General features: G+C 39.9%; 25 protein-coding genes. 19 read left to right on the top strand and 6 right to left on the bottom strand.

Going from position 1 to position 25,233, the window contains the following annotated elements:
• Positions 1–71 precede the first annotated feature (71 nt).
• From WA256_RS10570 to WA256_RS10560, 3 genes are all read left to right on the top strand, one after another.
• Positions 72–500, top strand: coding sequence for a hypothetical protein (locus WA256_RS10570; protein WP_335991154.1), 429 nt, complete (start codon positions 72–74; stop codon positions 498–500).
• A 70-nt stretch (positions 501–570) separates the two neighbouring features.
• Positions 571–879, top strand: a complete 309-nt coding sequence (locus WA256_RS10565; protein WP_130166351.1) for a hypothetical protein — start codon at positions 571–573, stop codon at positions 877–879.
• A 49-nt stretch (positions 880–928) separates the two neighbouring features.
• Positions 929–1,165 (top strand): hypothetical protein, encoded by a 237-nt coding sequence (locus WA256_RS10560; protein ID WP_062565347.1) that lies wholly within the window; start codon positions 929–931, stop codon positions 1,163–1,165.
• Positions 1,166–1,693: 528 nt separating this feature from the next.
• Here the strand turns inward: WA256_RS10560 and WA256_RS10555 are convergent.
• A complete protein-coding gene (locus WA256_RS10555) occupies positions 1,694–2,902 on the bottom strand; it encodes a porin (RefSeq protein WP_062565348.1) in 1,209 nt (402 codons plus the stop codon).
• 171 nt (positions 2,903–3,073) lie between these two features.
• A complete protein-coding gene (locus tag WA256_RS10550; protein ID WP_335991149.1) occupies positions 3,074–3,595 on the bottom strand; it encodes a TetR/AcrR family transcriptional regulator in 522 nt (173 codons plus the stop codon).
• A gap of 206 nt (positions 3,596–3,801) precedes the next feature.
• On the opposite strand from WA256_RS10550, the gene WA256_RS10545 reads away from it, so the two are divergent.
• The 7 genes from WA256_RS10545 to WA256_RS10515 all read left to right on the top strand — a co-directional run bounded on the left by WA256_RS10545 (position 3,802) and on the right by WA256_RS10515 (position 12,240).
• Entirely contained in the window at positions 3,802–5,388 is a 1,587-nt protein-coding gene (locus WA256_RS10545; protein WP_082401562.1) for an ABC-F family ATPase, read from the top strand.
• A gap of 147 nt (positions 5,389–5,535) precedes the next feature.
• Complete coding sequence (purE, locus tag WA256_RS10540; RefSeq protein ID WP_054553887.1) at positions 5,536–6,018, top strand: 5-(carboxyamino)imidazole ribonucleotide mutase; 483 nt, start codon at positions 5,536–5,538, stop codon at positions 6,016–6,018.
• A gap of 1 nt (position 6,019) precedes the next feature.
• Complete coding sequence (locus WA256_RS10535) at positions 6,020–7,168, top strand: 5-(carboxyamino)imidazole ribonucleotide synthase (protein WP_063529038.1); 1,149 nt, start codon at positions 6,020–6,022, stop codon at positions 7,166–7,168.
• A gap of 154 nt (positions 7,169–7,322) precedes the next feature.
• Positions 7,323–7,553: a DUF2798 domain-containing protein gene (locus WA256_RS10530; RefSeq protein WP_335991145.1), complete on the top strand. Its 231-nt coding sequence runs from the start codon at positions 7,323–7,325 to the stop codon at positions 7,551–7,553.
• Entirely contained in the window at positions 7,550–8,482 is a 933-nt protein-coding gene (locus WA256_RS10525) for a YeiH family protein (RefSeq protein ID WP_335991143.1), read from the top strand. The genes WA256_RS10530 and WA256_RS10525 overlap by 4 nt, the downstream gene beginning before the upstream one ends.
• Entirely contained in the window at positions 8,479–9,642 is a 1,164-nt protein-coding gene (locus WA256_RS10520; RefSeq protein WP_335991139.1) for an endonuclease/exonuclease/phosphatase family protein, read from the top strand. The genes WA256_RS10525 and WA256_RS10520 overlap by 4 nt, the downstream gene beginning before the upstream one ends.
• 105 nt (positions 9,643–9,747) lie before the next feature.
• Positions 9,748–12,240, top strand: coding sequence for a prolyl oligopeptidase family serine peptidase (locus WA256_RS10515; RefSeq protein ID WP_335991137.1), 2,493 nt, complete (start codon positions 9,748–9,750; stop codon positions 12,238–12,240).
• Positions 12,241–12,312: 72 nt separating this feature from the next.
• Here WA256_RS10515 and WA256_RS10510 read toward each other — a convergent pair whose 3' ends face one another.
• Positions 12,313–12,906: a hypothetical protein gene (locus WA256_RS10510; protein ID WP_335991134.1), complete on the bottom strand. Its 594-nt coding sequence runs from the start codon at positions 12,904–12,906 to the stop codon at positions 12,313–12,315.
• 52 nt (positions 12,907–12,958) lie between these two features.
• On the bottom strand, positions 12,959–13,543 hold the full coding sequence (rrtA, locus tag WA256_RS10505; protein WP_335991130.1) for a rhombosortase: 585 nt from the start codon (positions 13,541–13,543) through the stop codon (positions 12,959–12,961).
• 85 nt (positions 13,544–13,628) lie between these two features.
• Between rrtA and ggt the strand changes: the two genes are divergently transcribed.
• From ggt to WA256_RS10490, 3 genes are all read left to right on the top strand, one after another.
• A complete protein-coding gene (ggt, locus tag WA256_RS10500; protein WP_063528475.1) occupies positions 13,629–15,386 on the top strand; it encodes a gamma-glutamyltransferase in 1,758 nt (585 codons plus the stop codon).
• 174 nt (positions 15,387–15,560) lie between these two features.
• On the top strand, positions 15,561–17,255 hold the full coding sequence (locus WA256_RS10495; protein ID WP_335991465.1) for an NAD-dependent malic enzyme: 1,695 nt from the start codon (positions 15,561–15,563) through the stop codon (positions 17,253–17,255).
• A gap of 136 nt (positions 17,256–17,391) precedes the next feature.
• Positions 17,392–18,108 carry an SIMPL domain-containing protein gene (locus WA256_RS10490; protein ID WP_062565358.1) on the top strand — a complete coding sequence of 239 codons (717 nt, stop codon included), beginning with the start codon at positions 17,392–17,394 and terminating at the stop codon, positions 18,106–18,108.
• A gap of 6 nt (positions 18,109–18,114) precedes the next feature.
• Here the strand turns inward: WA256_RS10490 and WA256_RS10485 are convergent, their stop codons facing one another.
• Complete coding sequence (locus tag WA256_RS10485; RefSeq protein WP_335991122.1) at positions 18,115–19,467, bottom strand: DUF2254 domain-containing protein; 1,353 nt, start codon at positions 19,465–19,467, stop codon at positions 18,115–18,117.
• 119 nt (positions 19,468–19,586) lie between these two features.
• Here WA256_RS10485 and WA256_RS10480 point away from each other — a divergent pair, with 119 nt between their 5' ends.
• The 5 genes from WA256_RS10480 to WA256_RS10460 all read left to right on the top strand — a co-directional run bounded on the left by WA256_RS10480 (position 19,587) and on the right by WA256_RS10460 (position 22,679).
• Positions 19,587–19,961 (top strand): MAPEG family protein, encoded by a 375-nt coding sequence (locus tag WA256_RS10480; RefSeq protein ID WP_304637013.1) that lies wholly within the window; start codon positions 19,587–19,589, stop codon positions 19,959–19,961.
• A gap of 1 nt (position 19,962) precedes the next feature.
• Positions 19,963–20,865: a substrate-binding periplasmic protein gene (locus WA256_RS10475; protein ID WP_335991115.1), complete on the top strand. Its 903-nt coding sequence runs from the start codon at positions 19,963–19,965 to the stop codon at positions 20,863–20,865.
• On the top strand, positions 20,862–21,494 hold the full coding sequence (locus WA256_RS10470) for a sulfotransferase (protein ID WP_335991113.1): 633 nt from the start codon (positions 20,862–20,864) through the stop codon (positions 21,492–21,494). The genes WA256_RS10475 and WA256_RS10470 overlap by 4 nt, the downstream gene beginning before the upstream one ends.
• A 45-nt stretch (positions 21,495–21,539) precedes the next feature.
• A complete protein-coding gene (locus WA256_RS10465) occupies positions 21,540–22,112 on the top strand; it encodes a tRNA-(ms[2]io[6]A)-hydroxylase (RefSeq protein ID WP_058585009.1) in 573 nt (190 codons plus the stop codon).
• A 195-nt stretch (positions 22,113–22,307) separates the two neighbouring features.
• Entirely contained in the window at positions 22,308–22,679 is a 372-nt protein-coding gene (locus WA256_RS10460; RefSeq protein ID WP_055197077.1) for a hypothetical protein, read from the top strand.
• Here the strand turns inward: WA256_RS10460 and WA256_RS10455 are convergent.
• A complete protein-coding gene (locus WA256_RS10455) occupies positions 22,671–23,378 on the bottom strand; it encodes a metallophosphoesterase (RefSeq protein WP_335991108.1) in 708 nt (235 codons plus the stop codon). The two genes, WA256_RS10460 and WA256_RS10455, sit on opposite strands and share 9 nt — an antisense overlap.
• Before the next feature lie 245 nt (positions 23,379–23,623).
• Here WA256_RS10455 and WA256_RS10450 point away from each other — a divergent pair, with 245 nt between their 5' ends.
• Positions 23,624–25,201, top strand: coding sequence for an ATP-binding cassette domain-containing protein (locus tag WA256_RS10450; protein WP_335991105.1), 1,578 nt, complete (start codon positions 23,624–23,626; stop codon positions 25,199–25,201).
• Positions 25,202–25,233 lie beyond the last annotated feature (32 nt).

The raw sequence follows: 25,233 nt of genomic DNA, 5'->3' as shown, positions 1-25,233 counted from the left end.
ATTGTATTCATTCTTCACTTTGTTTAGTCTATTATTTATAGCTTGTTATTTGAGCATTAGGTTTCAATATTATGAATAAATGGAAATTCCTTCGTTTTGCTTTAATAACCTGTGTAGCAGTCTCATCTCTATTTACACCGCTTGAGCCGAAGGCTAACCCGGCTATCAATTTGAGTGCATTAGGTGTTATTTTTGTATTTACCTTTTTGGCTCTTTTATTTGTTGTTGGCATGCAAGTTGTTAATCCACCATCAACAAAGGTATGGCACAAGCCAGATTGGAATCGCAATCCATTCAGCTTGGAAGATCCAATACAGTTCTTTCATCTTGCTGCGTATATAATGCTTGTTCAAGGCGCTGTTGTTTTATTTCGGTTGCTTCTCTCAAGTATTCCATTTTACTTAGAAAGCTTAGTCCCGTTCATTATAGGGGCTGGCGCACTAATTGGAATCAAGCTTGCTATGCTTTTTTTTAGGGTGAAGTATGCTGAAAACACCTAACAACAGAATTAGAACGTTCATTATGATGCGGTTATTTAGCTACCCTATATGTATTACGAAGAGTTGAATAATGAATGAAATAATGGAACAACTGAGAGACAAGAAATCCCAAAAACGTCGTTCAGCAGCGAAGAAGTTGCGGAAGCTAAAAGATATTAACGCTGGTCCGTATTTATTGGCTGCGCTTGAGAATGAACTCAATGATGAAAGGACTTGGGAAACACAGTATCTGATGATCATGGCTATAGGTGAATGTGATTATAAGCCAGCATTGCCATTTTTAAATGGACTCGTAAAGCAAGATAATAAAGCAACTATGCTTTACGTCGCTATTGGAGATGCAATAGTAAGACTTTCTACAGAGAGCTACAATATTTAAGCTTATTGATATTGGCAATGAGGCACTCATTGAAGGGGCTTTTCGAGCAATGGCTATGCTAAAAATGATACCGGGTGATAGTGAGATAGAAAAAATTATCAATTACGTTGCTGCAAAAGATTTGAACCAAGGTATTCATTTTTGGGTCGTAGCAGCAGCTCCAGGGTGGTCAGGATCAATAGTAGAAGAATGCTTAAATTATTGTGAAAGGTCACCGCGTGAAGAAATCACCAACGCTGTTGCTCTGGCACGTAAGGGAAAGTACAAGAAATGGAGTCCACTGTAAGATGAAAAGGAGTAAATACGCCTTAACGCGTAGCTACCTAGCATCATTTTTAATTTTATTTAGTGGCGGAGTCAATGCAGTTGTTGAGCTATAAATACTTAAAATGAACGGCTAATAGGGTAGTTATAATCTTTATAACAAGTTTAAGCCAAACGTTTTATGACTTGGCATCATACAGTTCCAAAAAACACTCAATATTTGTTTAACTTAAGTGTGCTTAATGTAACTAGCATCACACCAATAGCAAAGCCCATTACTAAACCTCCCGATAAATCGGAACTAACACCAAATACCGTATCCGATTCTCTGACATTTGTTAGCCAGTGAAAGAGCATGAACGAAACGCTAGAAATTGAAGAAAGTAGAATTAGCTTTACCTTGTTAGACACAACAACCTCAAATATTGACGTATTTTAGTTTTATGGTTGTTAAGTAATAGCAGACGTTGATTGATATTGCGAACAATCTTGAAAGTGTGCAATTGGATTAGAAAAAAGCCCACAATAGTGGGCTTAGTGTTTATCGTAACTACAAAGTGTAATTAAAACCAATGGCAATACCGTCATCTTCGGTTTGTGACATCTGTGCTTCTTGATCAGCGTCATTACTCGAGAAGTCGCTAAAATCTTTACGAGCTTCAATATATAAAATGGTGTCTTCTGCCATAAAGTAGTGCGCACCAATTACTGCAAATTGGCGTTTAAACACATCTTCAGGGTCGGCATTAAAGTTCGGCTGAATAACATAGTCACTACCTGCATCAAAAACGTTATAAGCAACAAAAGTACGTATGTCATTATCAAAGCGGTAGCTTAAAATTGACTCTAAACCAACAGCATCTTTTATTAAGCGGCCTAAGTTGTCGGTATCGTGGTTTTCGTTTTTATTTATATTCGCTGATGCATACCAACCCGGTTTATAAAAATCACCATAGGTAATGCCCATACCATAAATTAAATCGTTTACTGATTGATTTCTGCCACCTGCGTACACAATATCGAACTGGCCACGGTTAACACCAGCAGTGACTTTTAAATTAGGGCTAACCGAGTAGGTGAGTGCGGCGCCATAAGTCGAGTTAAATTCTACTTTTTGTGCAGCATTATTGCCTTGGTTCCAAAGTACTTCACAAGAGCTTCTTGAAATATCAACGATGTCGCAGGTATAAAATTCATCAGATTTTAGCTGTGCCTGAAGAGCAAGATGAAAATCACCCCAGGTATTACGATACTGCAGTACTTTATCGCCGCGGCCTGTGCCATTTACAGCTCCATCATCTTTATTGTAGGTATAAACACCTGCAGCATTACCATCCCACACTAAGCTGTAGTTGGTGTTATAAACAACGTCGTACCATGCGCCCCATTGTTTACCTAATGTAACTTGGCCGTAATCGTCATGTTTAAGGCCAACATAGCCTAAGCGGTTATATAAAAACTCATCTTGAATTGATTCAAAGCGATTGCTGTATACGATATCGCTGCTACCAACAGGGTTTACACCCCATTCAAGTAAAGCAAACGCTTGCCAGCCGTTCTTTAATTGGCGCTTAAAATCAAAATTAATGCGTGATGCACCGTTTACTACCTCAGTTTCGCCTTGCGTATTAATCACCCTTGCATCGATAAAGCCACCAACAGTAACGCTATTGGTTTGATCGTTATAGATCTCTATGGCATTGGCTGTAGGTATGGCAAGCATGCCTGCAACAAATAAGGCAGTGTGTGTTCTTTTCATAAAGTACCTTGATTAAATATTGTCCCTAATAGGTATAATTTAGTTAAGGAACGGAGATTATCAAAGCTAAAATAGGGTCAAAAGTGAAAAATTATCATGCAACAAACCGACTTTGAGGAAAAATTATTCACTTTAGGTTCACTATATCGAATTATCAATGAGTTACTGAGCCTAAAAAACAGACACTTTCTGGCTTAACGTTCTGAGCATGAGTTTAGTGTTTGGTGTTTCGGCGCCTAAACCATACAACAAGGTCATAAAATAGCAGTCGAGTAATATAGCTGCTTTTACTTTATTAAATTGCGGTTGGTCGGCAAAAACTAATGATTGGATTAGCTCCATGTGCTGTTGCTGGAATGATTGCGAAAACAATCGCTGGCTAAAAAGCACTTTATAAAAGCGGTTGTGTAAACAATAAAACTGATAAAAATATTGCGCGTAATGATTTATCTTTAAGCGAGCAGGGCGGTGAATATCGGTTTCTTTTGCGCGCTCTAACACATCATTAAATTTATCTTCGAGGCAAGCTTCTAAAACAGCCACTTTATCTACAAAATGATTAAACAAGGTGCCAACCGCTATGTTACTTGCTGCTGAAATTTGCCGCGTTGAAGTATCGTTAAATCCTTGCTCAGTAAAGAGTCGCCAAGCCGCCTCTAAAATACGTTGGTGAGTATCGCCATGTTTGCTCATATTTAACCTGCTGTTTTTATTTGGTTATTTTAAAAGTGAGCGTGCTCATATATATTAATGAGCGCGCTCATTAAAGGTAGACGATAGTGATGAGCCTGTAAAATGAGCAAGTGTATTTAATTAAACTTTCATGGCGTGCCAAGCGGCTTTAGTTTAAAATTGCCCGCAGTTTCGTTTTTACTTTTTACCCGCTGGAGGGTACCGCTATCATTAGTACAGCTAATATCACCATGCAATTTGGTGCTAAACCTTTATTCGAAAATATCTCAGCAAAATTTGGCGATGGTAACCGTTACGGTTTAATCGGTGCGAATGGCTGTGGTAAATCAACCTTCATGAAAATCCTAAGTGGTGAACTAGAGCCATCTTCAGGCAATGTCAGCACAGATCCAAACGAGCGTATTGCTAAACTAAACCAAGACCAGTTTGCTTACGAAGAGTTTTCTGTAATCGACACAGTGATCATGGGACATAAAGAGCTGTGGGAAGTAAAAAAAGAACGTGACCGTATTTACAGCTTACCTGAGATGAGCGAAGAAGACGGTATGCGTGTAGCAGACCTAGAAACTGAGTTTGCCGAAATGGATGGTTATTCAGCAGAAGCTAAAGCAGGTGAGTTACTAATTGGTGTAGGTATTGGCACAGAGCAACACTACGGCCCTATGTCTGAAATTGCACCAGGTTTTAAACTGCGTGTGTTACTTGCGCAGGTACTGTTTTCTGATCCAGATATCATGTTACTCGATGAGCCTACCAATAACTTGGACATTTACACCATCAAGTGGCTAGAAGACGTACTAAACCAGCGTGACTGTACCATGATCATCATTTCGCACGACCGTCACTTCTTAAACTCAGTATGTACACACATGGCCGACATCGATTACGGTGAGCTTCGTATTTACCCGGGGAACTACGATGAGTACATGTTTGCAGCTACGCAAGCTCGTGAGCGTCTACTAAGCGAAAATGCCAAGAAGAAAAGCCAAATTGCCGAACTTCAACAGTTTGTATCGCGCTTCTCTGCGAACGCTTCAAAAGCAAAGCAAGCAACATCACGTGCTAAACAAATTGATAAAATTCAGCTTGAAGAAGTTAAAGCATCTTCTCGTCAAAGCCCGTTTATTCGTTTTGAGCAAGAAAAGCAGTTATTCCGTAATGCCTTAGAGCTAACAAATTTAACACAAGGCTTTGAAGAAACATTATTCAGTGGCCTTGAAGGCCTAGTTGAAGTAGGCGAGCGTATTGCAATTATCGGTGAGAACGGTGTTGGTAAAACCACACTTTTAAATACTCTTGCTGGTCGTTTAGCACCGAAGCAAGGTGAATTTAAATGGTCTGATAACGCTAATATCGGTTATTACGCTCAAGACCATGCTGACGAGTTCGAACAAGACATGAACTTATTTGAGTGGATGGAACAATGGCAACAAGAAGGTGACGACGAACAAGTTGTTCGTAGTTTCTTAGGTCGTATGCTGTTTTCACAAAACGATATCAAAAAGTCAGTAAAAGTGATTTCAGGCGGTGAGCAAGGCCGTATGTTGTTTGGCAAAATTATGATGCATAAACCAAACATCTTATTAATGGATGAGCCAACCAACCATATGGATATGGAATCTATCGAAGCGCTTAACTTAGCACTTGAAGCATACGAAGGGACATTATTGTTCGTATCACACGATAGACAATTTGTATCATCGCTTGCAAACCGTATTTGGGAAATTAAAGACGGCAAAGTTATCGACTTTAAAGGTACATACACTGAGTACCTAGCAAGCAAAGAAGCTTAATTAGCTGATGAGTGATTAAAAGCCATGCATGTCATGGCTTTTTTGTGCTTCTAGAGTCGCATCTTAATGTGGTTTGGGTATATAATACCGCCACAAAATAAGGACAAAAGTCCGCTTTTTAGAAAACTATTTAACTGAGGTGTATTTATGACTGTTGGCATTATTATGGGTTCCAAATCAGACTGGCCAACGATGGAACATGCGGCGTTAATGCTAGAAAAATTCGGCATTGAATACGAAACTAAAGTTGTTTCTGCTCACCGTACCCCTCAATTACTTGCTGACTATGCAAGTTCAGCTGCAGATCGCGGCATTAAAATAATTATCGCAGGCGCCGGTGGTGCTGCGCACCTACCAGGTATGGCTGCGGCGTTTACATCACTGCCAGTGTTAGGTGTACCAGTTAAGTCTAAAACACTTAATGGTGTTGATTCATTATTATCTATCTGCCAAATGCCTAAAGGTGTTGCGGTAGGTACTCTTGCTATTGGTGAAGCGGGTGCTGCAAATGCTGGCCTTTTAGCGGCACAAATTTTAGGTTGCCAACAGCCTGAAATCTTCGCAAAAGTTGAAGCTTTCCGTAAAGAACAAACAGACACTATCTTAGCTAACCCTAATCCTGCAGAGTAATATGAATATTCTAATTTTAGGTGCAGGTCAGTTAGCTCGCATGATGAGCTTAGCGGGTGCACCGCTTGATTTAAATGTTGTTGCCTACGATGTGGGTAGTGAAAAAATCATTCACCCATTAACCGGTGAAGTTCATAACAGCACATTACAACAAGCTATTGATAACGCAGACGCGATTACAGCAGAGTTTGAACACATTCCTGATGATGTACTTACACTATGTTGTCAAAGCAATAAGTTTTATCCGGGTAAAGCGGCAATTAAAACAGGTGGCGACCGCGCACTTGAAAAAGCATTACTTGATAAAACAAATGTTGAATGCGCGCCTTACCAATTAATTACAGAAAAAGCACACCTTATTGCTGCTGTAGAGCGTTTAGGCAAGCCGCTTGTGATCAAAACTTGCCAAGCGGGTTACGATGGTAAAGGGCAATGGCGCTTAAAGTCTGATGATCAAATTGACCAAATTTGGTCAGAAATGGCAGATTTCATAGCATCAGGCACTGAAAGTGCGCCGCATTCTATTATCGCTGAAAAGATGATCCCATTTGACCGTGAAGTATCTATCATTGGTGCACGCGACAAAGCGGGTAACACCGTTATTTATCCATTGACTGAAAACCAACACACCAATGGTGTACTTACGCTTTCAGTTGCGGGTAAAGAAAAAGCAGCGATTCAAGAACAAGCAGAGCTGGCATTTAACAAGTTAGCGCAAGAGCTTGACTATGTAGGTGTATTAGCAATTGAGTTTTTTGATGTACAAGGTACGTTATTAGTAAACGAAATTGCACCACGCGTTCATAACTCTGGTCACTGGACACAGCAGGGTACACACTGCTCACAGTTCGAAAACCACATGCGCGCTGTTGCAGGTTTACCATTAGGTAGTACAGAGTGTCTTCGTCCTACTGCTATGATCAACGTATTAGGTCAGCCTTCAATCCCACACTCAGTACTAGCAACGCAAGACGTTACAAGTCACTGGTATGGTAAAACGGCTAAACCGGGTCGTAAAATGGGTCATATCAATGTATCGGCTGATAACCTTCACCAATTAGGTGAGCGTTTAGCGGCACTGGCTGAAATTTTGCCAGAGCAAGACTACCCAGGAGTAGCTGATACCAGCACTCAACTTATTTTAAACTAATCAGTTTAAATTCTTAAAAGCCGAGTTTATCTCGGCTTTTTAATCGCTATTATTTATCCACAAACTTCGCTAATTTTGTACCTCTTATCTCAAAGCACTTGCGTCAAGAACATCTTGCTATAGACTAATATTTTTATATTAATATTAGTTCGTTATGTTACATCCTCGATTTAGAACAGTCGTATTTGCGTTCTTTATGGCGCTGTTTATGTCTGGATTTATGTCTTTAGTGATCAGCATTTTTAACGTTGGTTTAATCGATAACATTGCAAGCATTTGGCTTAAAGCATGGGCTTTTGCATTTTGTGTGGCATTTCCTACCGTTATTTTTGTTGCACCTGTGGTGCATAAGCTAACCAATAAACTTATCAGAGCGCCGTTGTGATAGCCGAACGCCCAAAGCAGTTTCTATTTATTGCACTATTTTTAGTATCAGCATTACCATTTGTTGGCTCTGCTACGGCACTTGTAGTCGGTGCTTTATTTGCCATGATATTAGGTAACCCATTTGCAGCGCAGTCACAAAAAATAAGTAAATGGATGCTAAAGTTGGCGGTGATTGGCTTAGGCTTTGCTGTTGATTTTAATCAAGTAATAGAAGTAGGGCGTAGCTCTATTGTGCTTACCATAGTCAGTATTACCGCGATTATTGGCCTTGGTGAAATTTTATCTCAGTTATTTAAGTTAAATAAAAACACCGGTGTACTTATTTCATTTGGTACCGCCATTTGTGGTGGTAGCGCCATTGCAGCAATGGCGCCGGTTATAAAGGCCAAAGATCACGAAGTAGCTATCTCACTCGCTGTAGTGTTTTTATTAAACGCCCTTGGCTTAGTGTTATTCCCAATGATTGGCCATTACATTGGCCTGACTGAGCAACAATTCGGTGTTTGGGCAGCACTTGCTATTCACGACACCAGTAGTGTAGTGGGGGCTTCCGCTGCGTATGGCGCATCAGCGCTTGCTATTGCCACAACCATTAAACTAACCAGAGCGATGTGGATAATCCCTTATACAAGCATCGCGGGTGTGTTTTGGAAATCGGATGAAAAAGCCAGTATCCCATTGTTTATATTTGGTTTTTTAGCAGCTGCACTGATTAATTCGAGCTTTCCTGAGCATCAAACACTATGGCATGCACTCAATGTTGGTGCTAAACAAGTGTTAGTAATGACCTTATTTTTGATTGGTAGTGGTTTATCTATTTCAGTCTTAAAACAAGCGGGCATTAAACCTTTTATCATGGCGATGATCTTATGGATCATTGTCAGCAGTATTATTTTACTACTTATAGTAGACGGATTTATTTCATGAAAAACGCTTTATTAACTTCTTCAATAGCACTGGCTGTAGGCTTATTTGCTAATAATGTATCGGCTGCTGATTTACGTGTTGCCACCTTTAATGTGAGTATGGATGCAACTAACTATGCTAAAAAAGGCGAATCAATAGATAAAGATGCTTTAAGTAAAGCATTAGCGAGCAACCACCAGCAAATTCGTAACATTGCCGAAATTATTCAGCGAGTAAGACCTGATGTAATTTTACTAAATGAATTTGATTATATTGATGCAGACAAAGGCATTAACGTATTTCGTAAAAACTACCTGCAAGTATCGCAAAATAAGCAAGTTGCCATCGATTACCCGTATTACTTTATTGCACCTGTTAACACTGGTTTACCTACTGAGTTTGACCTAGACAACGATGGTGTAAAGGGGCATTACAAAGGTGACGCACACGGCTTTGGCTTCTTTGAGGGGCATTATGCAATGGCAGTATTGTCGCGCTATCCAATCGATTTAGATAAAGCGCGTACATTACAAACATTCAAATATAAAGATATGCCAAATGCACAAATGCCTATCGACCCTAAAACAGGTAAAGACTGGTATTCAGCTGAAGAATGGCAAGCAATTCACCTAAGCTCTAAATCATTTTGGGATTTACCAATTGATGTAAAAGGCAAAACGTTTCATTTGCTTGCTTCACACCCAACGCCGCCTGTTTTTGATGGTGACGAAGACCGCAACGGTAAGCGTAACCACGATGAAGTTCGCCTAGTTGCAGATTACATTAACAATGCAAACTATATTTACGATGATAAAGGTCAAAAAGGTGGCTTAAAAGCGAAAAGCCGCTTTGTTATTGTTGGTGACTTAAATGCTGCGCCAGAAGGGGGTAAGGCACGCCCGAATACCACTGACCAAATTTTAAAAAATCCATTAGTAAATACCTCTTTTACGCCAACAAGCAAAGGCGCTAAAGAATCGTATAAAGAAGATTACGCTAAAAACTATACCGCTTATTGGCAAGCCCGTGCTGATTACGTTTTACCATCAAATTATGGTATTGAGATAAACGATGGTGGAGTTTTTTGGCCACAGAAAAACTCTGAACTGTTCCGTTTAATTAAAGATCGTAACGCATCGTCTGATCATCGTATGGTATGGCTTGATATCAGCTTAAAATAAGCTGTTATTAAACGGAAATCTTTGGCTGTTTATCCTATAAAAATTGCTATTTCATCAGTGCTTCTGCTTAAATAGGGCGAATTATAATAACCCGTAAGAAGCACTATGAAATTCAAAACCACTGCTAATAAAACGTTAGTGGCTCTCGCAGTCGCATCTAGCTTCATGCTAGCAGGTTGTCAATCAACCGCCTCAACGCCTTCTGAAGAACAAGTTACCAATGTAGCACCCGTTGTTGCTACTCCTGCTGATACAGGTTCAGCTGAAATCACGTTAGAGCAAGCAATGGCTCACCCTGATTGGTTAGGCCGTCAGCCTGAGCGTGCTTTCTGGAATGGTGATTCTAACAGCATTGTTTATGCACAAAAGCAACAAGGCAATGAGTTACGCGATTTATACGTTCAAGCGGTAAATAGCCAATCTGCATCACAATTAGCGTTAAACAAACTACACACTGTAGGCGCTAAAAATGCCGTTTATTCTGCAGATAAGAAACAACAGGCTTATGCATTTGAAGGTAATATCTTCGTTAAAAACCTTAGCACTGGGCAAATTACACAAATCACTCACGACAGCGCACAGCAATCAAAACCACAGTTTTTAACTGATGGTAGCCTTGCATATCGCCAAGGTAATGCATTTTATAAAGTTGATTTAGCAACGGGTCGTCAAGTTGAATTAGTTAACTTACACCTAGACGATGCACCTAAAGGTGTACAAGAGCCAGACACTTACATTGCAAAAGAGCAGCACAAACTAATTGATTACATTGCGCTGACGCATAAAAACAAAAAAGATCGTGAAGAGCGTAAAGCACAAATTAACGAGCAAAACGACAGCATTGCTAACGCACAATTTTATTTAGGTAAAGGTAAGCGTTTAGCCGATGTACAGCTTTCACCAAATGGCCAAGCCCTTGTTGCAGTAACCACAGAAAGCCGTTCATGGCGTGATGAAGGCGATATAATGCCTAATTACATTGCCGATGATGCACGCGTAAAAGCTGAAAAAGTACGCCGTCGTGTTGCTGATGAAAAGCCAATCAGCTCAGACGTTGTTTACATTGACCTTAAGTCAGGAGAGCAAACAACCCTTGCATTCGATACCTTACCAGGTTTTGATGAAGACGTACTTGCAGCAGTTAAGAAAGAAAACTACGCTCGTGATGGCAAAACTTATAAGTCTGAAAAAGCACCACGTGCCATCAACTTAATGATGGATTGGGGCTGGGACCAAAGTGCAATCCAATGGAACACAGATGGTTCAAAAGTGGCACTTATGCTTGAAGCATGGGACAACAAAGACCGTTGGTTAGCCACTGTTGATACACAAAACAACAAACTTGTTTCGCAGCACCGCTTACACGACGATGCATGGGTTAACTATGCATACAACGATTTTGGTTGGTTGAACAACTCAGACACGCTTTACTACTTATCTGAAGAGTCTGGTTACAGCCACATTTATAAAAAGCCACTTAATGGTAAAGCAACGCAGCTAACTAAAGGCCAATTTGTTGTTTCTAACTTAACGTTAACAGCTGATAACTCAGCGATTTACTACAAAGCCAACGTTGAGCACCCAGGTCTTTACGAAATCTATCGTGTAAACCCTGCAACCGGTGAATCTGAGCAAGTAACAAACCTTGATGGTATGACTGATTACCAGTTAAGCCCAGATGAAAGCAAACTATTGCTAACTCATTCAAAAATTATGTCGCCGCCTGAGCTTTATGTTGCTGATGCAAAAGCAAATACTCAAGCGACGCAGTTAACGCACACGGTTTCTGATGAGTTTTTAGCGAAGAAACTAATTGCACCTAAGATTGTTGCTGTGCCTTCAAGCCACACTGATCAGCCAATTTATGCAAAAGTATATTACCCAGCTGATTATAAAGAAGGCGAAACAGGTAAAAACCGTAAAGCGGTTATCTTTAACCACGGTGCTGGTTACCTACAAAACTCACACATGGGTTGGTCTGGTTACTTCCGTGAGTTTATGTTCCACTCACTATTGGCTTCAGAAGGCTACGTAGTAATGGACATGGACTACCGTGCATCGAAAGGTTACGGCCGTGATTGGCGTACAGCTATTTATCGTCAAATGGGTACACCTGAGATCCAAGATTTAGCAGACGGCGTAAGATGGATGGCAGACAACGCAAACGTAGATACACAAGCTGTAGGCACTTATGGTGGTTCTTACGGGGGTTTCATGACGTTTATGGCGCTATTCACACAACCTGATTTATTCAAAGCAGGTGCTGCACTTCGTCCGGTAACTGATTGGGCTCACTACAATGGTCCTTATACGTCTAACATCTTAAACCACCCAGATGTTGACCCGATTGCTTATGAAAAGAGCTCACCAATTTACTTTGCTGAAGGTCTTAAGAGCCATTTATTAATTAACGCGCCTATGGTTGATGACAATGTATTCTTCCAAGACTCAGTACGCTTAGTACAGCGCTTAATTGAGCTAGAAAAAGAAAACTTTGAAACAGCTATCTTCCCAGTTGAACCACATGGTTTTGTACAACCATCAAGCTGGTTAGATGAATACCGCCGTATTCATAAGCTATTTAAAGAAACGCTTTAATTCAATAGCGTTAATTAAAAACAGCCACTTTAAGTGGCTGTTTTTGTTTGTAATAGAATTATCCAAAAGGGGTTATTTGCAGTAAAATTCACTCACATCGAGTACAGTCTTACCTTGCTCTGAGTCGTTTTCAAAAATTAAATTATCACCCTCTAAACTCATTTTATAGTCTTTCATCCATGATAGATTAGTTATTAACTCCAATTCATAGCGATTAAACGAAGCAGGGCACTTTAAATACACATAATGGTGAGCAGTTCCAAAAGCTCCAGGGTCTGATGTGTAGACATAAAAGGTGCGATATTCAAATGCCTGTTCTTGGTGAACGTAATCAGTATTTGAGTTAAACATGATGTTGAATAATATAAGTAAACCAATACCAAAGAACATTAAGCATGAATACAAAATACTAAGAATAAGGGTTAAATGAGCAATAATTTTATTCTTAAACGATTCTTTAACGATACTGTATTTTGCTAACAACAGACAAAACCCAATACAAAGTGAACAAAATACTATGGTGTAATAAATATTATCAAGGCTTGCCATAAACGTTGGTGAAACAAATTTTAAGTTTACCAATTGGCCAAATAGCCCAGCCAATAGAGGCCCGTAAAGGCAAAATAAGATAATGCGAAGGTAAATATGTCCTTTATTTTCATTCATTTAAAATTCCTTTTTCTAGTTAACAAAGAACAGTTGTAAAGCGCGAGTAAGGTTACCCGCACTTTTTTATTATTTTTATAAAGACAGGCAAAGCGAGTAGAGTGCCGCCAATTGCGCCGATAAAGTGGGCATCAATGGCAACATTAGAGGCGATTAGCTGACTCACCGATTCACTCGGGCCTGCTATTTGCTCCCAAATCACTTTAGCCCAAGTACCAGCAAACAATAACCAGCCAGAAAACATGCCTGCTTGTACATCTTTAACTGCTCCCCAAATGATCACTCCGTGCAGTAGAGCACTTAATCCGGTGTAAATTTGGATATCTGGGCAAAATAGCCACACACCTAAGCCACACCATAATGCAAGAATGGCAATATTAAACGCATAGCGAGCAGGGCTTGTATGCTCAGCGTGCAGAGCCCAAATTAATAAAATTCCGGCACAATTTAAGCCTAAATGAGGCCAATTTGCGTGCACGAATTGACTAGTGAAAATGCGCCAAAATTCACCATTTGCAACTAACTCACGGTTAAATTCGAGATATTCATTTAAGTTAAAAGTAGCAAATAAGGAACTTAGTATTACTAAACACAATGGCGGCAGAATATATTCTAGTTTCAGGGGCAGGTTTATCATGTTATTTTTGTTGTATCTGAGATTGTCGCCTATTGTGCACGTTTAATTTTAAGATGCCAAATACACTACGGGATTAAGTTTATTTATGTTATTCAAAACCAAAGCGCTGTTAGCTCTGTCCACCTCTTTAATTTATTCAACGGCTATTTTTGCAACCCCTGCAAAAATTGAAACTCGCGAACCTGAAGCTGCTACAGGCTTTGCTCATAAACAGGTTGTTGAAGGCGATAAGTACATGGTCGCAGCAGCAAACCCTTATGCAGTAAAAGCAGGGCAAAAAATGCTTGAGCTAGGCGGCTCAGCAGTTGATGCAGCCATTGCAACGCAATTAGTACTGACACTGGTAGAACCGCAATCGTCGGGCATCGGTGGTGGTACGTTTATGATGTACTTCGACAGCAAAACCAAAAGCCTAACCAGTTTTGATGGCCGCGAAACGGCTCCAAGCAATGCTGATGAAACACTATTTTTAGATAAGCACGGTAAAGCCGTAAAATGGATTGAAGCCGTTGTAGGTGGTCGTTCTGTTGGTGTTCCAGGTATTTTAGACGCATTTGCCACCGCCCATAAACGTTACGGCAAGTTAGAGTGGCAAACCTTGTTTGGCCCTGCTATTGAATTGGCTGATAAAGGCTTTATTGTTTCGCCGCGTTTACATCAATTATTGGCTAAAGAGTTAAATCCAGGGGTTACTAAGCTACCTGTTATTCGTGACTACTTTTTCCCAAATGGTAAACCGCTTGCTGTAGGTACGGTTAAAAAGAACCCTGAACTTGCCGCGCTTTATAAAGATATAGCGAAACAAGGCATTGATGCTTTCTATAAAGGTGAAAACGCCAAAAAACTTGTGCATGCAGTGCAAAACTCAGCAGTTGCACCGGGTACTTTAACGGTTGAAGACTTAGCTAATTACAAAAGTAAAGAGCGTGCACCTGTGTGTGTTGATTATCGCCAATACGAAGTGTGTTCAATGGCACCACCTAGTAGTGGTGGTGTAGCTGTATTACAGATTTTAGCCTTACTCGAACATAAAGACATGGCTAAACTTAAACCAAACTCTGTTCAAGCATTGCATTACTTTACCCAAGCATCGCGTTTAGCGTTTGCTGATCGCAACGTGTATATGGGTGACCCTGACTTTATGCCAATCCCAACACAAGGATTACTCGATAAAGACTACCTTGCAGGTCGTGCAAAGCTTATTTCTGAAAAAGATGCTCACGCAGAAGCAGGCACACCGCCTAATTCACTTGCGTACGCGCAAGATGATGCTTATGAGTTACCATCAACAACTCATGTATCGATTGTTGATAGCCAAGGTAATGCGGTTTCGATGACCAGCTCTATTGAAATGGCATTTGGTTCAACAGTAATGGTGAACGGGTATATTTTAAACAATCAACTAACAGACTTTGCTTTATCGCCTACCAAAAATGGTAAGCCATTAGCTAATCGCGTTGAAGCAGGTAAACGCCCGCGTAGTTCAATGTCGCCAGTCATGGTGTTTAACAAAGACGGCAGCTTACGCTTAGTGGTTGGTTCACCGGGTGGTAGCCGTATCATTGATTATGTAGCTCAAGTGGTTGTAGGTGTGCTTGATTGGAACCTAGATGCGCAAACAGCTATTAACTTACCGCGCATTACTAATCGCAATAATTACACAAGCCTCGAAAAGGGCACTGAACTTGCCAACGCCGAAGCTGATTTTGTTAACCGCGGACACACAGTTCGTATCCTAGATTTAAACTCTGGTTTACATGCTGTTGAAGTTAAAGACGGTAAACTTTATGGCGCAGCCGATCCGCGCCGCGAAGGCATCGCTTTAAGTGATAAAAGCCACTAAAAACAAGCTCAGCAGCCTTAAAGCTGCTGAGTTTTCATGTATACTATCTGCTATGCTATTTAGAGCATAAAATTCATTTTCTTCAATGGTCTGACAAGGTGAATTGTCATTGCAATTTCGCCTTCAAGAGTAATAATGTCAGGTCATAATTATGACGCATCAAAGCTTGGAAATATGACTACAAATACCGATCCAAATTATCTTTATATTCCTTATTCAGGCCCAGGTCTGATCGAAACGCCACTATTAAATAAAGGCAGTGCTTTTTCACAAAAAGAAAGGGAAAATTTCAACTTAGCCGGTTTACTGCCACCGCGTTATGAAACGATCGAAGAACAAGTTGAGCGTTGTTACCAACAGTATTCAAGCTTTAGCGATAATTTAAACAAGCACATCTACCTTCGTGCTATTCAAGATAACAACGAAACACTTTACTACCGTTTAGTGCGTGATCATCTTGAAGAAATGATGCCAATTATCTACACACCAACGGTAGGCGATGCCTGTGAAAAATTCTCAGACATCTACCGCAGTGCTCGTGGTCTATTTATCTCTTATGAAGATCGTTTCCAAATTGATGATATTTTACGTAACGCGACTAAAGGCAAAGTAAAAGTTATCGTTGTGACTGACGGTGAGCGTATTCTTGGTCTAGGTGACCAAGGTATTGGTGGTATGGGTATTCCAATTGGTAAATTATCACTTTACACAGCATGTGGTGGTATTAGCCCAGCTTATACGCTACCAGTGATGATTGATGTTGGTACGAACAACGAAAAACTACTTAACGACCCTATGTACATGGGTGCTCGTCATAAACGTATTTCGCAAGAAGAGTATGACGAATTCTTAGATCTATTCATCAAAGCAGTTAAACGTCGTTGGCCAAATGTGTTACTTCAGTTCGAAGACTTTGCACAACCAAATGCAATGCCATTACTAAAACGTTACCGCGATGAAATCTGTAGCTTTAACGATGACATTCAAGGCACTGCTGCGGTAACTGTAGGTTCTTTACTTGCTGCATGTCGTGTTAAAGACGCGAAGCTTTCTGAGCAAAAAGTTGTGTTTGTTGGTGCAGGTTCTGCGGGCTGCGGTATTGCTGAGCAAATTATCAGTACTATGGTTGCTGAAGGCATTAGCGATGAGCAAGCGCGTTCTCAAATCTTCATGGTTGACCGTTTTGGTCTGCTTACTGAAGGTATGGAAGGCTTACGTGACTTCCAACAAGCACTTTGCCAATCTAAAGATGGTTTAAGCGAGTGGACATACAGCGGTGAGTACGCATCGTTATTAGATGTAATGCACTGTGCACAACCAGATATCCTAATTGGTGTATCTGGCCAACCTGGTTTATTCACAGAACAAGTTATTCGTGCAATGCACGCATCTTGCTCACAACCGATTATCTTCCCGTTAAGTAATCCGTCTAAGCAAGTTGAAGCGCTTCCATCAGATGTTATCGAATGGACAGACGGTCAAGCAATTGTTGCCTCTGGTAGCCCATTTGATCCGGTTGAGTATAACGGCCAAACGTTCCCAATCCCACAATGTAACAACAGCTACATTTTCCCGGGTATTGGTTTAGGCGTAATTGCTGCTAAAGCTACACGTATTACAGATGCAATGCTGATTGTATCAAGTGAAACACTGGCTGAGTCTTCACCACGTGCAAACACTGGTAAAGGCAGCTTATTACCAGCACTCACTGAAATCCAATCGTTAAGTAAACGTATTGCTTTTGCAGTAGCGAAAAAAGCGATGGAAGAGGGTGTTGCACTAGAGCTGAGCGATGAAGCGCTATGGGCAGCAATCGAGAAAAACTACTGGCTTCCAGAGTACCGTAACTACAAGCGTCGTAGTATCTAAGCTATAACACGCTGAGTAATTGAAAAAACAGGCTTTTAAAGCCTGTTTTTTTATATCTTAATAATAGAGTCTTGTTCATATTCAATTAACCCTTTAAGGTGATAATGAACGGAGTTTTTAATTAAGGAACAGTATTATGCGTAAGTTAGTTTTTACCGCTATGGCCGCCGCGCTAAGTTTTAATGCGTTAGCAGAAGCAACACCTGATGCGCCTCATATTTATATTCAAGGTAACGCAACGGTTAAAGCAATCCCAGATAACGTTAAACTGACAGTAGGTATTGTTGAAGTAGATAAAGATTTAATTGCCGCTAAAAACAAAGCCGATGCAACCATGGCGAAAGCAATTAAGCTTGCTAAAAGCCAAGGTGTAGAAGAAAAGGGCATTTATGCCTCTAATATCTCAATTCATCGCCAAACAGAATATAACCGCGAAACAGGTAAGCAAAACTTTGTAGGCTACAGAGTAACGCGTAGTTTGTCTGTTACCTTAACTGATATTAAAAAATACCCGATTATGCTTCAGCAACTAGTGAACTCGGGTATTAATGAGATCAATCAAACTCAGTTTGTATCAAGCAAGTACGAAGAGCTACAAAAGAAAGCGCAAAAGCTTGCTATTAAAGATGCGCGTGCTGCTGCAAAAGAATTTGCCAGTGACTATGGGGTTGAACTTAAAGGCCTATATACTGCATCAAGTAGCCCTCTCGATACAGGTAGCCAACCTTATATGCGTGCCAGCAAAATGGTTATGGCAGAAGCTGCACCAGATAACTATGTACCTGATGCATACAACGGTGGTGAGCTTACGATTAGCGCAAGCAGCTATGCGGTATATCTAATCGAAAACTAAATTCAGTTATTGATTGCTGGCAAACCTTGCCAGCAATTTTTCACCTTGCTGCTCTGAAATACGAGCAATCGCTTTTAGCATATTAGTAATCTGTTCACGGTCGTACTCATTACTAATATGCGTATCTATATCTTCAATAATTGCCCCTAAGTAAACAAACAGGCTATCTTTGGCTTTCTCGTTATCAGATGCTCTAAACAATATGTTTTTAAATGCCTCAAGCACGTTAACCATTACATAGGCGTCATTTTTTGCATAGTTACGAATTGGCGTAAAGTTATCATGCAACAGCTCATCGAATGATGTTTCGTGTATAAATAAGTGTGGTTGATTGTTATCGCATCGTTTAAGCGAGTAGTTCACATCGTAAATGTCTAAACGCAATATGAGCAATATACTCAACATATCAATGGCTTTTACCGCAGTACCGGGATCGTTAATACCCGGGCTCATAGCTTTAACTGCGATTTCTGAAATTTGTGTCATACCGTAGCGGTAATGGTCACTAATATATTCTTCGATATAAAAAATAAAGCAGTCTAGTAATTGCTCTACCAGTTCAGGCTTGTCAGATAGGTCGGTATCACATTTTAAAAACGGATAACCTTTAACTGTAAAGAAGCCTTGCTTAACTGAAATATAAATTTTAATACCGTGCTGTTGGCATAGTGCGCACAATTTATCGGTATGAGCGCCTTTAAAGTAGCCTTCTGTTTTACTTTTAACACTATGCCAGTCATCAAACTCAGGAAAATGTTCAACAGGATTTTCTTGTTGCATGCCAATTATGCATTTAAGCTCACCTTTGGTATTTTTAAACAAGTCGTTTAGTACATTATCGACCTGAATTGCTTTTGAAATTGAGTGAATAAAAAACACAAAAAAGCCCAGCGAAATTAAACCAAACACCAAAGAAAAGAAGATACCGAGTGATGGGATCCCCATGTCGCCATCGCCAATGGTACGTATGTTTATCAACATTAATATGGTGTAGATAATACTGCCAAGATAAAACCCTAGCACTAATTGGTGTGACTTACGGGTAATAAGCCCAGGTAACACACGCGGTGAGAGGCTGGCACTGGCACTATTAAGCACCACCATAACCATAGAAAAGCTAAAAACCGTTAGCGAGATAATGCTGCCTGCAAGTGTACTGAGGATGGTTCGGGCGTTCTCTTCGCTATCGACCAGTAACACGCCGATCAACTTTTTAAATTCCATAGATAATGACGAATACTCGACCGCTGTAGTTATTAAACCAAATAATAAAAACACCACAGAGAGCAATGAAGGGTAAAAACCGATACTACTGATCATCTCGCGGTAGTTATCGGCGATTTTTCTTGGCGTAAACATGCACTTCCTTAAGAACTGTTAGACATTAAATATCATACTGAGCTAACCTAACTACTTACTTAACAGCCTAGCAATAAACAGTGCTAAGCGTCTAACTTTAAATAAAAATTGGAAAAACTGTGATTGTTTCAACGTTTGCTGCCATTTTGGCCATTTTATACATTCAACTTAGCTTTCGTGTAATTAAACTGCGTAAAGCAAAGCGCATTTCACTTGGCGATGGTGGCGATGCTAGCCTACAAGCGGCAATACGCGCTCATGCTAATTTTATTGAATATGTGCCATTTTCATTGATTATGCTATTTTTATTAGAGTACCAAGGTCTTCCAAGCCATTTTTGCTATATTTTAGGGGCAATGCTCTTGGCTGGCCGTTTTTGTCATAGTTATGCACTCGCTGATAATCTGATGAAATTACGTGTATTAGGGATGATGCTAACTTTCTTAACTATGTTGATCAGTGCCGTGATGTTATTAGTTACACAGGTATTCTAATATGCAGAAGGTTGTTTTTACTTTACTACTTTTGTTATTTTCGATTTCAGGCGTAGCTGAAGTAAAAACAATCAATGGCAAAAAAGAAATAACTATCCCTCCAGCAACACTCAATATTATTTATCCTAAAACCATGCCAAGCCTCATTGAGGATAATTATTACCCGTTGCTTTTACTTAAAACAGCATTAAAAAGAAGTGGTTATAGATATACACTTACCCCTGCGGCAGAAGTGTTAGGGCAAAATCGTGTTTTAAAAGAAATCGAAAAAGGCACCATTGATGTTTCTTGGACCATGACCAATAAAGAGCGAGAAGAGCGTTTATTACCAATACGCGTGCCGCTTTTCAAAGGTTTGTTTGGTTGGCGTGTTATGTTCATTAACGAGCAAAATCTAGCGCACTTAAGTCAGCTAAAAACCTTAGATGATTTAAAAAGTATCTATTTTTTACAAGGTCAGGATTGGCCAGATACCAAAATATTACGCGATAATGGCTTAGTAGTTTCTACCTCATTAGATTTAGAATTTTTGTTTGTCATGCTTGAAAGGGGGCGTGGCGATTTATTTCCTCGATCTATCCTCGAAATCAATGACGAATATGAAGTATTCAAAAACCAAATGCCGCTGGCGGTACTTCCTCAGTTAATGCTTAAATATAAAAGCCCAATTTATTTTTTCTTTAATAAGAACGAACCAGAAATAGCCAAAGCAGTTAATAAAGGCTTAAAAATTATGCGTAAGAGCGGTGAGTTTGATGAGCTTTTTGATAAGTACAACGGCGAAATTATTAAAAACGCCCACCTACACGACAAAATTGTTATAGAATTGCGCAATTATGATTTACCAAGGTTAACCCCAGTCAACGACAAATCGCTGTGGTTATCATTTGATCAGGTGCCATGAGCTCTAAAATATTTATAATCGGTTTACCACGAACCGGCACAACCAGTATCTGTAACAGCTTTTTACAACTCGGATATAAAACCGCCCACACAGCCTATACCCAACAAGCAATTACAACCGCAAACGTTATTGCCGATACCCCGGTATTTAGCGAATACGCCTTACTTGATAAACATTTTGCAAATAGCCGTTTTATCAACCTTGAGCGCGATTTAACTAAGTGGCTGCCTTCGATTAGGCAGTTATTAACACGTATGCACACTAATTTAATGCGCCCAGATGGTGGCTTTAATATCCATTTAAAGCGCTGTTATCTCGATGTTTTTGGTCAGTATAGCTTGGCAGAGTTAGAATCTGATGAATACTTAACAACGTGTTATAACCGTCATCAACAGCAGGTAGCAGATTATTTTAAAGGCCGTGAACAGCAGTTATTAAAACTGGATGTAGCTGATCCAAACAGCCCGCAATTACTTCAGCAGTTTTTAAACACTCAGCAGCCAATTAACTTTAAACAGCTTAATATAGGCGGTAAGGTCACAGCGTGGAATGATATAAAACATCCCGATAAAGTGTCGTCGACCCGAAGTGGTAAAATTGATAAATCTCTTGGTTATAATCACACGTAAAATACGTTAAAATCGCCGCCATTATAAGTTTAGTTGTTCCTTATCATGTTTGAATTGAAATACCACACGCCATTTGAATGGACAGAAGGTGTCTTAGCTGACTTCGATACCTTTTTACAAGATCATGCTGCAGCAGAGAAAAAAGCTTCTGGTATGGCTATGTCTATGCTTTCTCATTACCCAGACCGTCGTAAGCTTGTTAAAGCCATGACAGACTTAGCACTTGAAGAAATGATCCACTTTAAGCAAGTTTTAAAGCTATTAATGGAACGTGATGTATCACTTGGGAATGACCAAAAAGATCCTTACATCAAACAAATTCGTGCGGTATTTAGAAATGGTCGTGATGAATTTTTAATGGACCGTTTATTAGTAGCAGGCGTTATTGAAGCACGCGGTCACGAGCGCTTTTCGCTTGTTGCAGAAGCTTTACCAGCAGGCAAAGAAAAAGAGTTTTATGTCGCGATTGCTAAATCAGAAGAAAAACATAAGAACTTATTCGTCGAGCTTGCCTACGAGTATTTCGATAAGCAAGAGGTTGATACACGCCTTGAAGAAATCCTTATCGCAGAAGCCGAAATCTGTAAAAATATTCCGTTTACAGCAGCGCTTCACTAGTGTGATGCTTGTGTATTAGGCCTTTTAGCCTAATACACAAATTAATGTTTTACCCCAAAGCAGTAAATTAGGGACTAAAAACAATAATTAAGTCTCCAGAAAATAGTTTTGCCAATCCTAATTGATTAAATAAACAGCATACATTCATCTTTCTCTCCTATAGTTAAATTAGTACCTAACTTTGAGGAATAGAGCATGAAATGGATGATGACTCTTACAACGCTGTCGTTAATAGGGATTGTAATTACCGGTAATTCAATTTACACCGAAGTTAAAATCTTTCGTTCCAACGATAAGCCAACCGAAATAACCGCTAGTATGTATCGCTCGCTTATTTGGCATAGTGATATTTATAAAGACGATCAGTTTTTAAATACCGCGCAAAGCTACTTCAGCGATGGCAAAATTGATACGCGTGAATACAGTAAACTTACGAGTTTAGCGAGCAAAATTGCCGGCCCTATCATCTACATTCAAGAAACCGATGAGCAACTGTGGCATGCAAGGTTAACCTATAAAAAATACCTTGAAGAAAAAACGGTCGAACGACTGGCAAGTTTACATTGATGAAAACTGCTTGATCAGCGTGTTAAGCTCAACAATGGTGGGCTTACCGCTGAGATAGTTTGTATCAAGATGGTAACTATTGCCAAGCCAATAGGGCTTTTTGGTCGTGTTATGGCCATGCACAGAAAAATCGATACTTGGATTTATTAGCGGCTTTTTGGCTTTGGTTAAGCTTCTATCCCAAAGCAATGCGCCAATCGCTTGTTGTATATCTTGTTTAGGATTTTGCCAATCCCAATCAGCACAGGTAGTATGCGAAAAACCAATTTTTAATGTGCCGTATTCAACATAGTAAGAAAGCGGACAGTTAAGTAGTTGCTTACAGGCGAATTCGAGCTCTTCATCTGTTGCTTCTAGATGCCAGCGGCCGCCATTCTCAACCCATAAACGGTAGTAACCTTTATCCTTTGCAAGTAAAGACTCAAGCAACATATGCTCGTGGTTACCAAGGCACATATGAACACCAAGCTCTTTAAAACGTGCAAGTAACGCAATGCTGTGCTCACCCCGGTCAATCACATCACCCAGTGAAAACAAAATATCTTTGCTTGGGTTAAAATTAACAGAGCAAAGCGCCTGTTCAAATTTAGTTAAATCTGCATCTAAATCGCCAATAACAAATACACGTTTGCTTTTTTCAAGTTGCATCTTAACTTGAATTGGGTTTTGCGAGGCAAGAGGGCTTTTAACTAAATTCAAAATACATTCCTTTAAGCAGTGTGTAGCTTAAGACTATCATAACTCGTTGCTATTTGAGCACAGGGTGGTTATTATCTAGCCTCACTTTTTAGGAGTTACCGCCAACATGAACAACTAAACCTGTTATCCAATTTCATTTTTATCTTTTTGGACCAACAGGGTTAGTAGGCGTTGCTCACTATCACTTTTAATATATTATTTCTCGTGTGATCACACGCTTATGCCCCTGTAATACGTGAGGCACTATGCCACAACTTCAAGCTTTTAGTTTATGTTACCAACATGACAATGGCGATGTTGTATTTAACGACCTTTCATTTTCACTTACTGCTAAAGTCACCGCTATAGTCGGCAGGAACGGCTGCGGTAAATCTATATTAGCGTCAATACTTGCTAAGCAAAAAGAGCCTAGCTCTGGTACGGTTGTTTGTCATTCATCCCTCGGTTTTTACAGGCAAATGAACGATGTAAATCAGGCTGAAAAGCAAACTATTGCTGAGGCGATTGGGCTAGAGCCAGTGTTTAAAGCCCTTGAAGCGATTAATCAAGGGCAATTTACAGAGCAAAATTTAACTTTGCTTGAAGGCAATTGGGACTTAGCAGATCGCTTTAATGCAGAACTTGTAAGGCTTGGCGTAAACAACAAAACCCCTTACTCATTAAGCAAACATTTTAGTGGCGGTCAGCTTAGCCAATTAAAGCTTTGGGCACTATTTACCTGCATAAAGCCCGATATTTTAATATTGGATGAGCCATCAAACCACCTAGATGCAAAAGGCAAAAGCTGGCTTATAAAGCAAATACACAACTTTAAAGGCCAATTATTACTAATAAGTCACGATCAAGAATTATTAGAACAAGCCAATGAAGTTTGGGAGCTAACAACCCTTGGTTTAACCCAGTATGGTATGCGTTTTTCTGAGTACCAAACACTAAAACAGCAGCAAGTTGCTGCCCTTGAAAACAAGTTAAACCACGTTGTTAAACAGCAAAGTAAGCTCAAAGCAGCAGAGCAACTACAAAAGCAAAAAGCACAACAACGTGCAGGTCAGGGCGCAGCCCTCAGAAAATCAGGCAGCCAGCCTAAAGTGCTAATGGATGCTAAAAAAGATAAAGCCAGCGCTAATTTATCATCTCAAAGTAAAAATGCAGCTAAGCGAGAGGGTATACTCACTCGTAATAAACAAGAGCTTTCTAGCCAGCTTGAACAAACTAAAGCGCAGCAATTTTATTTAGCGCAATCAAATGAAGCTAAGCACCAAAAAGTATTTAGCCTAGAGAACGTTGTATTAGCACACGGCACAAAAAAACCAATTAATTTACAGGTGTTCAGTGATGATAAAATTCATTTAGCGGGTGCTAATGGCACTGGTAAATCAACCTTACTTAAAACTCTGACATACGACACACCAGTAAAAGCAGGGCAGTTACATTGCAATCAAGCACTCTATTATTTAGACCAACATTTTACATTAATAAGCAACAAGCTAACCCTGCTTGAAAACGTGATGACTTACTGTAAAAACCTAGATGAAAGCACCGCACGAACTCTACTTGCCAGTATTGGCTTTAGAAAAGACGCTGTTTTTAAACACGCCGCAGTTTTAAGTGGCGGCGAGAAAATGAAGCTAGCCATGTGTATCGTCAGTAATATTGAAAGCACCGCATTTTTGTTACTCGATGAGCCCGGTAATCATCTCGACCTTGAATCAAAACAGCTCTTGGCACAATCATTAAGGGGTTTTAAAGGTGGGTTTATACTCGTAAGCCATGATAAATATTTTGTAGAAAGTATCGGCTGCAATAGGCAAATTGTATTATAAAATAGCCATTTATAAATAAGCGTGCTAGGGTG

Origin of the sequence: Pseudoalteromonas sp. CH_XMU1449-3 (genome assembly GCF_037027245.1) — a bacterium.
In the GTDB taxonomy this organism is placed as follows: domain Bacteria; phylum Pseudomonadota; class Gammaproteobacteria; order Enterobacterales; family Alteromonadaceae; genus Pseudoalteromonas; species Pseudoalteromonas shioyasakiensis.
This window is presented reverse-complemented; position numbering and strand designations above follow the sequence as displayed.

What these genes read in the sequence shown, in the direction of transcription:
- WA256_RS10570 (WP_335991154.1), top strand. Translation starts at nt 72, where the DNA reads ATGAATAAATGGAAATTCCTTCGTTTTGCTTTAATAACCTGTGTAGCA.
- WA256_RS10565 (WP_130166351.1), top strand. Translation starts at nt 571, where the DNA reads ATGAATGAAATAATGGAACAACTGAGAGACAAGAAATCCCAAAAACGT.
- WA256_RS10560 (WP_062565347.1), top strand. Translation starts at nt 929, where the DNA reads ATGGCTATGCTAAAAATGATACCGGGTGATAGTGAGATAGAAAAAATT.
- WA256_RS10555 (WP_062565348.1), bottom strand. Translation starts at nt 2,902, where the DNA reads ATGAAAAGAACACACACTGCCTTATTTGTTGCAGGCATGCTTGCCATA.
- WA256_RS10550 (WP_335991149.1), bottom strand. Translation starts at nt 3,595, where the DNA reads ATGAGCAAACATGGCGATACTCACCAACGTATTTTAGAGGCGGCTTGG.
- purE (WP_054553887.1), top strand. Translation starts at nt 5,536, where the DNA reads ATGACTGTTGGCATTATTATGGGTTCCAAATCAGACTGGCCAACGATG.
- WA256_RS10535 (WP_063529038.1), top strand. Translation starts at nt 6,020, where the DNA reads ATGAATATTCTAATTTTAGGTGCAGGTCAGTTAGCTCGCATGATGAGC.
- WA256_RS10530 (WP_335991145.1), top strand. Translation starts at nt 7,323, where the DNA reads ATGTTACATCCTCGATTTAGAACAGTCGTATTTGCGTTCTTTATGGCG.
- WA256_RS10520 (WP_335991139.1), top strand. Translation starts at nt 8,479, where the DNA reads ATGAAAAACGCTTTATTAACTTCTTCAATAGCACTGGCTGTAGGCTTA.
- WA256_RS10515 (WP_335991137.1), top strand. Translation starts at nt 9,748, where the DNA reads ATGAAATTCAAAACCACTGCTAATAAAACGTTAGTGGCTCTCGCAGTC.
- WA256_RS10510 (WP_335991134.1), bottom strand. Translation starts at nt 12,906, where the DNA reads ATGAATGAAAATAAAGGACATATTTACCTTCGCATTATCTTATTTTGC.
- rrtA (WP_335991130.1), bottom strand. Translation starts at nt 13,543, where the DNA reads ATGATAAACCTGCCCCTGAAACTAGAATATATTCTGCCGCCATTGTGT.
- ggt (WP_063528475.1), top strand. Translation starts at nt 13,629, where the DNA reads ATGTTATTCAAAACCAAAGCGCTGTTAGCTCTGTCCACCTCTTTAATT.
- WA256_RS10495 (WP_335991465.1), top strand. Translation starts at nt 15,561, where the DNA reads ATGACTACAAATACCGATCCAAATTATCTTTATATTCCTTATTCAGGC.
- WA256_RS10490 (WP_062565358.1), top strand. Translation starts at nt 17,392, where the DNA reads ATGCGTAAGTTAGTTTTTACCGCTATGGCCGCCGCGCTAAGTTTTAAT.
- WA256_RS10485 (WP_335991122.1), bottom strand. Translation starts at nt 19,467, where the DNA reads ATGTTTACGCCAAGAAAAATCGCCGATAACTACCGCGAGATGATCAGT.
- WA256_RS10475 (WP_335991115.1), top strand. Translation starts at nt 19,963, where the DNA reads ATGCAGAAGGTTGTTTTTACTTTACTACTTTTGTTATTTTCGATTTCA.
- WA256_RS10470 (WP_335991113.1), top strand. Translation starts at nt 20,862, where the DNA reads ATGAGCTCTAAAATATTTATAATCGGTTTACCACGAACCGGCACAACC.
- WA256_RS10465 (WP_058585009.1), top strand. Translation starts at nt 21,540, where the DNA reads ATGTTTGAATTGAAATACCACACGCCATTTGAATGGACAGAAGGTGTC.
- WA256_RS10460 (WP_055197077.1), top strand. Translation starts at nt 22,308, where the DNA reads ATGAAATGGATGATGACTCTTACAACGCTGTCGTTAATAGGGATTGTA.
- WA256_RS10450 (WP_335991105.1), top strand. Translation starts at nt 23,624, where the DNA reads ATGCCACAACTTCAAGCTTTTAGTTTATGTTACCAACATGACAATGGC.